General features: G+C 63.5%; 12 protein-coding genes. 9 read left to right on the top strand and 3 right to left on the bottom strand.

The window, feature by feature from the left end; genetic code table 11:
* The first annotated feature begins 143 nt into the window (after positions 1–143).
* The gene (gene rsmG, locus PY254_RS02020) at positions 144–773 is read left to right on the top strand and encodes a 16S rRNA (guanine(527)-N(7))-methyltransferase RsmG (protein ID WP_281013822.1); all 630 of its coding nucleotides are present in this window, start codon (positions 144–146) and stop codon (positions 771–773) included.
* Positions 774–862: 89 nt separating this feature from the next.
* On the opposite strand, the gene PY254_RS02015 is transcribed toward rsmG, so the two are convergent.
* Positions 863–2218: a GH1 family beta-glucosidase gene (locus PY254_RS02015; RefSeq protein WP_281013821.1), complete on the bottom strand. Its 1356-nt coding sequence runs from the start codon at positions 2216–2218 to the stop codon at positions 863–865.
* A gap of 143 nt (positions 2219–2361) precedes the next feature.
* Between PY254_RS02015 and ugpC the strand changes: the two genes are divergently transcribed.
* From ugpC to PY254_RS01990, 5 genes are all read left to right on the top strand, one after another.
* Entirely contained in the window at positions 2362–3453 is a 1092-nt protein-coding gene (ugpC, locus tag PY254_RS02010; protein ID WP_281013820.1) for an ABC transporter ATP-binding protein, read from the top strand.
* A gap of 76 nt (positions 3454–3529) precedes the next feature.
* Positions 3530–4408, top strand: a complete 879-nt coding sequence (locus tag PY254_RS02005) for a ParA family protein (protein ID WP_281013819.1) — start codon at positions 3530–3532, stop codon at positions 4406–4408.
* Positions 4409–4411: 3 nt separating this feature from the next.
* Positions 4412–5281 carry a ParB/RepB/Spo0J family partition protein gene (locus tag PY254_RS02000; protein WP_281013818.1) on the top strand — a complete coding sequence of 290 codons (870 nt, stop codon included), beginning with the start codon at positions 4412–4414 and terminating at the stop codon, positions 5279–5281.
* Between the two features lie 218 nt (positions 5282–5499).
* Positions 5500–6216, top strand: a complete 717-nt coding sequence (locus tag PY254_RS01995) for a glycosyltransferase family 2 protein (protein WP_281013817.1) — start codon at positions 5500–5502, stop codon at positions 6214–6216.
* Between the two features lie 63 nt (positions 6217–6279).
* Positions 6280–6648, top strand: a complete 369-nt coding sequence (locus tag PY254_RS01990) for a DUF488 domain-containing protein (RefSeq protein WP_281013816.1) — start codon at positions 6280–6282, stop codon at positions 6646–6648.
* A gap of 11 nt (positions 6649–6659) precedes the next feature.
* Here the strand turns inward: PY254_RS01990 and PY254_RS01985 are convergent, their stop codons facing one another.
* Entirely contained in the window at positions 6660–7607 is a 948-nt protein-coding gene (locus PY254_RS01985; protein ID WP_281013815.1) for a patatin-like phospholipase family protein, read from the bottom strand.
* 198 nt (positions 7608–7805) lie between these two features.
* On the opposite strand from PY254_RS01985, the gene PY254_RS01980 reads away from it, so the two are divergent.
* A complete protein-coding gene (locus PY254_RS01980; protein WP_281013814.1) occupies positions 7806–9566 on the top strand; it encodes an SLC13 family permease in 1761 nt (586 codons plus the stop codon).
* A gap of 239 nt (positions 9567–9805) precedes the next feature.
* On the opposite strand, the gene PY254_RS01975 is transcribed toward PY254_RS01980, so the two are convergent.
* Entirely contained in the window at positions 9806–10780 is a 975-nt protein-coding gene (locus PY254_RS01975; RefSeq protein ID WP_281013813.1) for a helix-turn-helix transcriptional regulator, read from the bottom strand.
* Positions 10781–10881: 101 nt separating this feature from the next.
* Between PY254_RS01975 and PY254_RS01970 the strand changes: the two genes are divergently transcribed.
* Positions 10882–11766 carry a hypothetical protein gene (locus tag PY254_RS01970; protein ID WP_281013812.1) on the top strand — a complete coding sequence of 295 codons (885 nt, stop codon included), beginning with the start codon at positions 10882–10884 and terminating at the stop codon, positions 11764–11766.
* Positions 11767–11862: 96 nt separating this feature from the next.
* Positions 11863–12672 (top strand): DUF481 domain-containing protein, encoded by an 810-nt coding sequence (locus PY254_RS01965; RefSeq protein ID WP_281013811.1) that lies wholly within the window; start codon positions 11863–11865, stop codon positions 12670–12672.
* Positions 12673–12727 lie beyond the last annotated feature (55 nt).

Genomic DNA, 12727 nt, shown 5'->3' with positions numbered 1-12727 from the left:
GCGCCCGAGAGCGTCCGCGCCACAGGGGATTTCAAGTTTTCGACCCGCTTCGGCGGGTTTCTTTTTACCTGATCTTTGAGTCGGGGTTGGCAAGCCCGGCGCCAGCCGCTGATACTTGCGCCCCCACGCACCCGAGTGATCCGATGACCAGCCGCGACGCTCTGCAGGCACGACTCGAACAAGGCATTGCCGCGCTTGGCCTGGATTTGCCTGCTGAGGCGGTGCCGCGTCTGCTCGACTACCAGGCGCTGTTGCAGCGCTGGAATGCGACCTACAACCTCACTGCCGTGCGTGATGCGGAGGAGATGGTCACCCGCCACCTGCTCGATTCGCTGGCGATCCTGCCGTATGTGCGGGGCCAGACTCTGGCCGATCTCGGCACCGGTCCCGGCCTGCCCGGCATTGTGCTGGCGATTGCCGCGCCGGGTCGACAAATCCTTTTGGTGGATTCGAATGGCAAGAAGGTGCGCTTCCTGCGTGAGGCAATCCGCACGCTGAAGCTGGAAGGCGTGCGCGCCGAGCAGTCGCGCGTGGAAGACGTCGAAGGTCAGTTCGATTGCGTAACCGCGCGTGCGTTCGCCAGTCTCGCCGACATGCTCGGCTGGGGCGGCCACCTGCTGGCGCCGGACGGAATCTGGCTGGCGATGAAGGGGAAGCGGCCGGACGAGGAGTTGCCTGGCATTCCGTCAGGCTTCGCCGTACGCAGTACGCACGAGTTGGCGGTGCCGGGCCTGCCAGCCGAACGCCATCTGCTGGTGATCGGTCGCAGCTGACGGGTCGGCGTGTCGCGCAGGAGCCCGCTCGCGGGCGATGCCTTTTGGCGGGAATTGCAAAAGCCAGAGCATCGCCCGCGAGCGGGCTTCTACGCGTCCAGGATGCTGCCGTTGCTCTCGATCACTTGCGCATACAGCTTCGCCGTGGCTTTTGGCGTGCGCTGCTGGGTGGCGAAGTCGACGTGGTACAGGCCGAAGCGCTTGGAGAAACCCAGCGACCACTCCAGGTTGTCCATCAGCGACCACGCGTAATAACCCTTCAGGTTCACTCCGGCCTCGATCGCCTTGTGCAGTGCCTTGAGGTGCTTGCGCAGATAGTTGGTGCGCAGCGGATCGTCGAGTACGCCGTTTTCGGCCACCGGCGGGTCGTAGAAAGCCGAACCGTTTTCGGTGATGTACAGCGGGATGTCGCCGTAGCGCTGCTTGAACCACGTGAGCGTGTCGGTCAGGCCCTGCTCGAACACTTCCCAGCCGGTTTCCGTATAGGTCTTGTTCGGCTGGCGTACCGGCACTGCCTTCAGCGGATAGGCATTCGGATCATTTTTCACCACGGCGCGCGTGTAGTAATTGATACCGACGAAGTCGACCTTCTGATTCGTCAGCTTGAAGTCGTCTTCGGGGAAATCGGGCCACGCATCGCCAAAAATCTCTTTTAGTTCCGGCGGGTAGCTGCCAAGCAGCGCCGGATCGGCAAACTGCTCATTCATGTAGGCATGTGCGCGGCGCGTGGCGGCGAGGTCTTCGGCGCTGTCGGAGTGCGGGTATTTCGGCTCGATATTGAACACCACGCCGATCTCGTGCTGGCCGTGCGCCCGATACGCCTGGATGCCGGCGCCACTGGCGCGCATCAGGTTGTGCGCGGCGATCGGCGCCTCGTACTTGCTGCGATGGCCAGGTGCCAGCGCACCGTGCAGGTAGCCGCCGTCGGTGACCACCCACGGTTCGTTCAGCGTGGCCCAGCGCGGCACGCGGTCGTCCAGCGCCTTGAACATCACTTCGGCGTATTCGGCAAACCAGTGCGCAACGTCGCGGTTGAGCCAGCCGCCGCGGTCATCCAGCGCCGCCGGCAAGTCCCAGTGGAACAGCGTGGCGTTCGGCACGATGCCGTTTTCAAGCAGTTCGTCGACCAGTCGCGAATAGAAATCCAGCCCCTTCGGATTGACTCGCCCGGTGCCCTCGGGCAACACCCGTGCCCAGTTGATGCTGAAGCGATAGCCCTGCAGGCCCAGCGCCTTCATCAGCTGCACGTCATCCTTGTAGCGACGGTAGTGATCGCAGGCGATATCGCCGGTGTCACCGTTGGACATCATCCCCGGCGTATGGGCGAACCGCTGCCAGATGCTGGGCCCGGCCCCGTCGGCCAGCGGCGAGCCTTCGATCTGGTAGGCAGAGGTGGCGGCACCCCAGTGAAAGCCGTCGGGAAAGCGGAAGCTGGCACGCGTCATCGGGGTTCCTGCAATCAAAGTGCTTGATGTAAACGATTACATGGGCAGAATAGCGCAATGTTCCGCCGCTGTGCAGACCGCGCATGCTGGAGCCAGACGGCTGACAATGACGGGCGATCGCGTCCAACCCTGCGGAGATGTTGATGGCCACCGTACGCCTGAAGAATTTGCGCAAGATCTATCCGAACGGCCACGTTGGCGTGGTCGACGCCAGTTTCGAGATCGCCGACGGCGAGTTGCTGGTGCTGGTGGGGCCCTCTGGCTGCGGCAAGACCACCTTGCTGAGGATGATCGCCGGGCTGGAAACAATCAGCGATGGCACGCTGGAAATCGACGGTCGGGTGGTCAACGACTTGCCTCCGAAAGATCGTGACATCGCTATGGTGTTCCAGAATTACGCGTTGTATCCGCACATGACGGTGGCGGAAAACCTGGGCTTCGGTCTGAAGTTGCGCGGGCACAAACAGGCCGACATCGACCAGCGCGTAGCGGGCGCCGCAAAAACCCTGGAGCTGGAAGCACGGCTGGCGTCGCGTCCAGGTGCGTTGTCCGGCGGCCAGCGTCAGCGCGTAGCACTGGGCCGCGCGCTAGTGCGCGATCCCAAGGTATTCCTGCTGGACGAGCCGCTGTCCAATCTGGACGCCAAGTTGCGGCTGTCGATGCGGGTGGAGATCGCCCGGCTGCATCGCCAGCTCAAGGCCACCATGGTCTACGTCACCCATGACCAGATCGAGGCGATGACGCTGGGCCAGCGCATCGTGGTGCTGGATGGCGGCGTGATCCAGCAGATCGACACGCCGATGAACCTGTACGACAAGCCCGCCAACCTGTTCGTTGCCGGTTTCTTCGGCAGCCCGGCGATGAACTTGCTGCACGGCACCTTGAAGCACGATGGTGGCTGGACCTTGGTCACCGCGCACGGCGAGATCACTCTGGGTGAGCCGCCGCCGTCTTCGGCATGGCAACCATGGTGCGAGCGTGCCGTGGTGTTGGGTGTCCGGCCGGAGGATCTGCAGCCGATGGAAGCGGGCATTTCCGCACTCACAGCGCAGCTCGAAGTGCTCGAGCCGGTCGGCAACGAAGTTTTTCTGAATCTGCGCTACGGCGACCAGAGGCTGGTCTCGCGAGTGTCGCCGCGGGCCCTGCCCGAGCCCGGCAGTCAGATGCCGCTGACCCTGGTGCCCAAGCGGCTGCACTTGTTTGACGCCGCCAGCGGCAGCCGGATCGGCGCCTGAGCTCACTGAAGCGTGCAGGCACGCCGCTGCGGCAATGCTAATCTAACCGTCCTCCGCGAACGGTAGCTATCCATCCATGGCTCGCATCATCGCTGTCGCCAACCAGAAGGGTGGCGTCGGCAAGACCACCACTGCCGTCAATCTCGCCGCTGCGCTGGCCGCGGCGAAGCGCAAGGTATTGCTGATCGATCTCGATCCGCAGGGCAATGCGACCATGGCGTCGGGCGTCAACAAGCGCGATATCAAGGCCAGTGGCTGCGAAGTGCTGCTGGAAGAAGTGACGCTGGCGGCGGCAATCGTGCCCACCGAGGCGCATTACGATCTGCTGCCCGGCAATGGCGATCTCACCGCCGCCGAGCTGAAGTTGATGGACGCGCTGGCGCGCGAGCACCGGTTGAAGGAATTACTGGCGACGGTGGCGGACAAGTACCAGACCATTCTCATCGACTGTCCGCCTTCACTGAACCTGTTGACTCTGAACGCGCTGACTGCCGCCGATGGCGTGCTGATTCCGGTGCAGTGTGAGTACTTCGCGCTGGAAGGTCTTTCCAGCCTGCTCGACACGGTCAAGGCCGTGCGTCACCGACTGAATCCGAAGCTGGAGATCGAAGGCCTGCTGCGTACCATGTACGACGTGCGCAACAACCTCGGCAATGAAGTATCGGCGCAGCTCACCCAGCATTTTGGCGACAAGGTGCTGCGTTCGATCATTCCGCGCAACGTGCGGCTGGCTGAAGCGCCGAGTCATGGCCAGCCGATCCATCTGTACGATCGTAGCTCGCGCGGCGCGATCGCCTATATCGGCCTGGCCGGCGAAATGATCCGGCGTGAGCGTGGCTTGTCGCGCGGCGCGGCGGTTGATCCGGTCGAAGACCTCGAAGTGGCGGCGTCTGTGCCGGCACTCGACGACAGCAGTCCGACGCTCAGGGCGCCGGCTGCGAATCATCAGGAATAAGGCATGGCTGCTGCGAAGAAACGTGGTTTGGGGCGCGGGCTTGACGCCTTGCTCGGTGGCGATGGTGACGGCACGCCGTCGGTGTTGAGTCAGGAAGGTGAGCTGCGCTCGCTGCCGATCCAGCAGATCCAGCCAGGCAAATACCAGCCGCGTCGCCACTGGAACGACGAGGCGCTGGACGAGCTGGCCGCGTCGATCAAGGCGCAGGGCCTGATCCAGCCGGTAGTTGTGCGCGAACTGGGCAAGAACAGCTACGAGCTGATTGCCGGCGAACGTCGCTGGCGTGCGGCGCAGCGTGCCCAGATGAGCGAAATTCCCGCGCTGATCAAGCAGGTCTCCGAAGCAGCCGTGCCGGCGATGGCGCTGATCGAGAACATCCAGCGTCAGGATCTGACTCCGCTGGAAGAAGCCGACGCGCTGAAGCGGCTGATCGACGATTTCGACCTCACCCACCAGCAGGCCGCCGATGCAGTTGGTCGCTCGCGAGCGTCGGTGTCGAACATGCTGCGACTCACCGAAATGCCGGAGTCGATCAAGAAACTGCTCGACGACGGCAAACTCGAAATGGGCCACGCGCGTTGCCTGCTGACGCTGGAAGAAGCCATCGCCGTACCGCTGGCACGGCAGGCGGTCACGCTTGGCTGGTCGGTGCGTGAGCTGGAAGAAGCGGCGCGCCGCGCGCAGACCGCGCCGAAGGGCAAGGCGAAAAACGCCCCGGCGCACGATCCGAACATCAGTGCGCTGGAACGCGAGCTGGGCGAACGCTTCGCCGCCCGTGTCGAGCTGGCCCAAGGTCGCGGTGGTCGCGGCAAGCTGGTGATCCATTACCACAGCAACGACGAACTCGAAGGCATTCTCGGCAAGATTCGCTGAGGTATTGCCACCGCCGTAGGGCGGGCACTGCCCGCCGGCTTTGCGGAACCCTGCAGCAAGAGTGGCGGGCAGTGCCCGCCCTACGCGCTTTTCCGGCTTTTGCCGTGATCGAACGTAGCCGCGCTGGGGACGTACGGAGAAGCCGCCCGCGCTTTCGCATTAAACTGTGTCGCTGCTGCGTCATGCGCGGTATCTACTTCCGCTGAAAGGCCTCCCTCATGCTGCAACTTTCCGTCGTCGTTCCCGTCTTCAACGAGCGTGACAACATCCCGCCGCTGCTGGCCGAGATCGCTGCGGCGTTGCGTGGCCTCGTCGACTACGAAGTGATCTACGTCGACGACGATTCCACTGACGACAGTCGTGCCGTGCTGGCGGCGCAGAAAGCGGCGCATCCGGAACTGCGCGTGCTGCATCACGTCACCCGCAGCGGCCAGAGCACGGCGGTGTGGAATGGCGTGCGTGCGGCGACCGCACCATGGATCGCCACGCTCGATGGCGATGGCCAGAACGATCCGGCAGATATCCCCAAACTGCTCGCCGCGCGTGAAGCTGCCACCGATCAGACGCGCTTGTTTGCCGGCTGGCGTACCACCCGGCGTGACAGCTTCAACAAGCGGATTTCGTCGAAGGTGGCCAACGCGGTGCGCTCGCGCATGCTCAAGGACGCCACGCCGGATACCGGCTGCGGGCTGAAGCTGTTTGATCGCGAGGTGTTCCTGCGGCTGCCCTACTTCGATCACATGCATCGCTACCTGCCGGCACTGGTCAAGCGCGCGGGCTTCCAGATTCTGAGCGTGCCGGTTGGTCATCGACCCCGCACTGCCGGCGTATCGAAGTACGGCATGCTGGATCGGCTATGGGTGGGCCTGGCCGATCTGCGCGGCGTGGCCTGGCTGATGCGCCGTGGCAAGGTCACCCGCGTCGAAGAGCTCTGATTCACGTCACGACGGCGTGCTTGCACCGTCGTATGCTGGGGATCTCCTGCGGGGAGTTTGCCCATGAGTATCGCCATCAAACGTGTTTATGAGCCGGCGGCACCGGCTGACGGCTATCGCGTATTGATTGATCGGCTGTGGCCGCGCGGACTGAAAAAGGAAGCGGTGCCGCTGGATCTGTGGGCGAAGGAACTGGCGCCATCAACCGCGTTGCGCCAATGGTTCGGGCATGACCCGGCGTTATGGGATGGCTTCCGCCATCGCTACGCCAGCGAACTGGACCAGCTCGCCGAGTATTGGCAACCGCTGGCGCAACGCGCCGCGCGGCACCCGCTCACCCTGCTCTACGGCGCGCGCGACGAAGAGCACAACAACGCGGTGGCGATGAAGGCCTATCTGGAAAACTGGCTGCATTCGCACGGCCCGCGTTGATTCGCCGAGCATCAGCGCTCGCGCTGTGGCGTCCCTGCGCGTGGCCAGTTTGCCAGGCTGGTGCGCGCCTGCAGGCGGCCCAGTTCAATCAGCTCGCGCGCCCGGTAGAACTCGTAGGCACTGGCGATATTGCGTGGTAACTCGATCAACAAGTCCGGCTCATAGGCCGCCAGGCGCAAGCGCGCCAGGTTCGCCTGCATCAGGTCCATCGATTGCGCCATCACGTCGAACGTACCCGGCTCGCGCGGTTCTTCTTCACCGCGTGGAATCATCCGCCCGATGAAATCACCGACACGCTGGCGATAACTGCCCTGCGCGCTGTCGTCGCGCACCGGCGGTTCGGGCGGTGTGCTGCTGGTGGCGACGCCGTCCACGCTGACGGCGATGGTGTAGTCGGCGCTTTCGCGGATCAATGGCGTCACCGGCACCGGATTGAGCAGCGCGCCATCAACCAGCCGGCGGCCGTTGATGATGTGCGGCCGGAACACCGTGGGAATCGAGATCGAGGCGCGGATCGCATCGAACAAACTGCCCCGGCTGAGCCAGACCTCACGGCCACGCTCGATGTCGGTGGCCACCGCGGTGAAGGCCAGCGGCAGCGCTTCAATCTGCACGTCACCGACCAGTGTGCGCATGGTTTCGATGATTTTCTCGCCCTTGATCAAGCCGCCGCCGGTGAACGTCCAGTCGACCAGTCGCAACACGTCGAACTTGTCCAATGCGCAGACCCAGTCGCGGTAGACCGCCAGCTTGCCGGCGGCATGGATACCGCCAATCAAGGCGCCCATCGAGGTGCCGGCGATGGCAACGATCTGGTAGCCCTGCGTTTCGAGTTCCTCGATCACGCCAATATGAATCAGCCCCTTGGCGCCGCCCGCGCCTAAAGCCAACGCGACAGTGGGCTTGCGACGGTCGCGCGAGGTTGCCGTTGCGGCGGCTGCGGTTTCGGGTACTTTCATAAGCAACATTCAATCACGAAATGCATGCAGCGCCATGCGGAAGCTGCGCGAACCACGAGCGATCGCGGCGGCGGCTGGTTAGTATGACGGTGCTCGTGAAAGCAATCTTGCGCTAACCCACCCGGATTCAGGCATGACGTTTCTCGCTACCGCTGCACTCTCATCACCCGCACGCGCCACCGCACGCGGAGTCGCTGCATGACTTTGCAGGGCTGGGCGACGGTGGCGGTGATCGTGCTGGCGATGGCGTTGTTTGCCAGCGAAAAGCTGCGCATCGATCTGGTCGCCCTGCTGGTGCTGGCGGCGCTGGTGATCCTGGGCATCATCAGCCCGACCGAGGCGTTGAGCGGTTTCAGTAACGAGGCAACGGTAACGGTGGCGGCGATGTTCGCGCTGAGCCTCGGCATTGAGCGCTCCGGTGCGCTGGAACCCCTGACTCGCCTGCTGATGCGCATAAAGCGGCCGTGGTTGTTGACCCTGGCGTTGATGCTGGCGATTGCGCCGCTGGGCGCCTTCGTCAAGAACATCGCGCTGGTCGCCACCTTCCTGCCGCTGGCGTTGCGCGTGTGCCAGCGCACGAATACCTCGCCAGGGCGTGTGTTGATGCCGATGGCCTATGCCGCGCAGATGGGTGGCGTGTGCACCCTGATCGGCACTTCGTCGAACCTGCTGGCCGACACGCTGGCGCAGACGCACGGCATGGACCCGATCGGCGTCTTCGAGTTCACCCGCATGGGCATGATTCTGGCCGTGGTGGGTATCGTCTACCTGATGCTGGTTGGCCGCTGGCTGCTGCCGCGCGAGACGGACGCCCAGATGCCGGCGCAGGAAGAAATCGGCAAGTACGTCACCGAACTGGAAGTGACCGAACAATCGTCGCTGCTGGGCGGCAGCATTGCCGATGCCAAGCTCGGCGAGCGCTATGGCGTCTATCCGCTGGAACTGTTGCGCGGCGAGAAGCGCATGTGGTCGCCGCGCAGCCAGGAAATTGCCGTTGGCGACGTGTTGCTGGTACGCGGTGACTGGGAAAAAATCGAGGACTTCCAGCGCCGCACCGGTCTGCGCAGCGCACCGGATCGCCGTTACGCCAAGGGTGACAGTCGTTCACGCGTGATGGTCGAGTTGATGGTGGCGCCGGCCAGCGCGATGGAGGGACGCCGGCTCGACGAAACCGGCCTGAAGTGGCGCTACGACGCCGTTGCCGTGGCCATCCATCGGCGTGGTCAACTGCTGCGCGACAAGCTCAGCGATGTCAGCCTTGCGGTGGGCGACGTGCTGTTGGTACTGGTGGATGACGCGGCGCTATCGAACCTGCGCAATGACGAGGCCTTCATCGTGCTGAGCGAGCGCGAAGAAACCCATCGCACCCCGCGCAAGGCCTTGTACGCGGCAGCCATCATGGCGGCGGTGGTGGTGACCTCAGGCCTGCGCTGGTTGCCGATACCGATTGCCGCCATTTGCGGCGCGGTGGCGATGGCGTTGACTGGCTGCTTTGGCCGCAAGGATGTCTACGAAGGCATTGACTGGAAAATCATCGTCTTGCTTGGTGCGATCCTGCCGCTGGGCATTGCGATCGAGCGCAGCGGTTTGTCGGAGGCGTTGGTCCACATGGGGCTTGGCGTGGTTGGCAATCACGGACCGCTGGCCGCCCTGCTGATGGTCTACCTGCTGACCGCGCTGCTGACCGAACTGATGGGGCACAACCCGTCGGTGGTGCTGATGGTTGGCATTGCGGTGTCGGTTGCCCATGCCATGCATGTGGACCCACGCCCGTTCGTGGTGGCGGTGGCATTTGCGGCGGCCACGTCGTTTGCCACGCCAGTCGGCTATCCCACCAACACCATGGTCTATTACGCCGGCGGCTACCGCTTCACCGATTTCATGAAAGTCGGCATCCCGCTGATCGCCATTTTCTGCACGCTGTCGATGTGGCTGATCCCGCAGTTCTGGCCGTTTTAACCGAGCCAAGAGCTTCTCGCGTTCGTTCCCCCTCTCCTGCGGGGACAGGGTTGGGGTGAGGGGACACTCTTGCGCGGAAGCAACATCGAAGCGGGCTTTGAACAAGCTGCGTCGTATACCGCCCCCCTCACCTCAATCCTCTCCCCGCAGGGGAGAGGAGGCGATCGTGCCGCGCGGGTTTCGTCACTTCGTGCATTCGAGGAGCTTGAATGCCGCTGAGGAATGCATGTTCGAGTTATCTATTGGGCGTAGCCGCCCAAGGCCAGCTGCAGCAGAATCTTCATCTCCTCGCGCAGTGACAACGGCGCCACGATCTCCGCATCCGGACCGTACTTGAGCACGTCCATCAGCAACTCCTTGGAGTTGGAGTAGGGCAGCTTCAATTCGTAGCGGCCGTCGGACAGCCACTCGCCCTTTTGCTGCGAATGCCAGTGTTCGTCGGCCACCCAGCGTGCCGCATGCGACGAGAACCGAATGGTGGCCCACGCCTTCGGCTTGCCGGCAAAAATGCCGTAACTGGAGGCCAGCAAGTCATTGAGATCGGTGTCCGTCACATTGATCGCGGCGGTATCCAGCGTCTGTGCCTCGACGATGCGATCGACGGCGAAACTGCGCAGCGCGTCGCGGTCGTGATCCCACACGTCGAGATACCAGTTGTCACGGTAATGCGTCAGTCGCTGCGGTGACACCGTACGCCGACTGTCGGCGTTGGTGGTGCGCGCGCGATAGCGGAAGCGCAGTTGCTTGCGCTGCAATACCGCACCGGCCACCGTGCGGAATACCTGCTGATCCAGTTTGCGCTCGCCCCAGGGGATTACCCGGATACGCTCGATCGGCAGGGCCTTGCCGTTGTCGTGATTGGACAGCAGCCCTTCGATGCGCGACTTGAACGGTGCCAGCGCGCCGGCCAGCACGCCGGGGCCGGAACGGCCGATCAGTTCGTTCAAGGCCAGCAGCGCGGCCAGCTCGTCGGAGGTCAGCCACAGCCCGGGCAACTCGAATTTCTCGCCGTCGGCCAGTTCGTAGCGGAACGCCGCCTGCTCGTTGCCGCCGCTTTCGATCGGCGCGCGCAGTGCATCGCGCAGAAACGCCACGTCGCGATACAGCGTCGCACGCGAACATTCCAGCTCGTCGAGCAGGCGCGGTAGCGGAATCGGGTAATGCGCCGACTTCAGCAGCCGGTGCAGGGTCAGTATGCGTTCGTAACGATCCATGGGGCGGCATTTCGTCGATGGCAGGCCTTGTGTAGCATGGCGGCGGTATGTGCCGCCCGCAAGTCGCTGCGGGCATTGTCGAACACCGTCATGGATGCCTCATGCTGCCCAGTCGCGAGCACGACCTTTATGCCCCCGATGCCTTGCCGCCGGGATACGTCGAGATTCTGTTGCGGGTGCTGGCGATCAGCGGTTATGGCTTGTGGGTCTGGCTGGGCATGGGCGTGGCGCTTGGCATGAACCAGATCGGTGACGGTCCCATGCAGATGCCGCTAATGCTTGGCACGGCGCTCGTAGGTGCTGGATTGGGTTCGCGCGGTCAACGCGTGGCTGGCGGATCGGATGGGTATGGCACATCGCCCTCGGGGCGTCGCTGGCCGACGCGAGCAGGGTGGATGGCGCTGACCTGTCTTGGCCCGGTGCTGCTGCTGATCCTGCTGGGTGACGGTCACGGACACGCGCTGGTCATGCGTCTGGCCGGAGCATTATTGATGTTGTGCAGTCTGGTCAGCCTGGTGCAAAGCGCTTGTCGCTTCCGCAACCAGCTCTCGCCGGATCTGCAGCGGCTGTCCAGCAGCCTGCCGGTGAGCCGGCTGGTCACCGCGTGGTATGGCGGTGGGCTGTGGCTGTGGTTGTGTTTCATGCTGCAGAGTGGCCCGGAGCCGGAACACGGCGCCTATCCCTGGGTGCTGCTGTTGCTGGCGCTGGCCTTGCTGCTGGGCTTGCTCGAAGGCATGCGCTGGCAGTCGCTGGAGCCCGCCCACGCAGGCGACCACGACAGCATCCTGCATCCGGTGTCGCCCCTGCGCATGTTCGCCGCGCTGCTGGTTTACGTGCTGCCCTGCGCCGCGCTGTTGCTGACCGAGCGTTTCGGCGGCGGCTTACTCGCTGCCGCCGTCGCCGTGCCCAGTTGCTTGCTGGGCAAGATGGTGGAACAACATGTCTACCAAACGGCACTCTGCGACGAACTTCCGTTGGCGGGCTGAGTCGTCCGCGATGGCGATGCAGCGCCGTTCATTGGCAGTTCAATCCACGTCGTTAAGGTAGCGCGTTACCATCTTTTAACAAACGGATCGTCCCCCATGAAAAAGACCTTGATCGCCGGCTTGCTGCTGGCCAGCTTTGCGAGCTTCGCCGTCCAGGCCCAGGACACCGACACGCAGCCAGCCAACAACGGCGGCTGGACCGGCTCGGGCGAGTTCGGCTTTGCCTCGGCCACCGGCAATTCTCGCTCCGAGAACATCAATGCCAAGCTCGGCCTGAGCCAGGAAAACGACCAGTGGAAGAACAACTTCTTCGTCGATGCCCTGCGCTCGAAAAGCCAGCAGACCGTGGTCGACACCAACGGCAACACCTTGAAGGAATTCAACACCACTGCGAATCGCTATGACGGCGGCGCCTCGGTCGGCCTGAAGCTTGATCCGCGCAGCTATATCGTGGGCGCCGCGCGCTATGAGCACGACGACTTCGGCTCGAACCTCTGGCAGGGCATCGTCTCGCTGGGCTACGGCTACATTGCACTGAAGGATGGCCGCAACGAGCTGTCGTTCGAAATCGGTCCGGGTTACAAGCGTTATCGTCCGGCGGACGTCGCCGTGGTGGTCGGCAATACCGTGGTGCACCAGCGGCAGCCGACCGAAAGCGAAATGGTGGGTCGTGGCCTGATCAACTACAAGTACAAGCTCACCGAGAACACGGCGTTCGAAGACACCTTCCTGATGGAAGCGGGCTCCAAGAACTCCTACCTGCAGAACGACGCCAGCCTGGCGGTCAGCATGACCCGCAAGCTGGCGCTGAAGGTTGGTTTCCAGGTTCGCCACAACACCGACGTACGGCCGGGTACCAAGAAGACCGACACGCTGACCACCACGAATCTGGTTTACAACTTCTGAGTGAAGGGCGGGGAACAGGGAACAGGAAGCGCGTGAAGCTGGGAAGCTTTTGTTC

It is taken from the genome of Rhodanobacter sp. AS-Z3 (genome assembly GCF_029224025.1).
Lineage (GTDB): Bacteria > Pseudomonadota > Gammaproteobacteria > Xanthomonadales > Rhodanobacteraceae > Rhodanobacter.
Note: the sequence above shows the minus strand (reverse complement) of the source record. Positions and strands in the feature narration are given on the sequence as shown.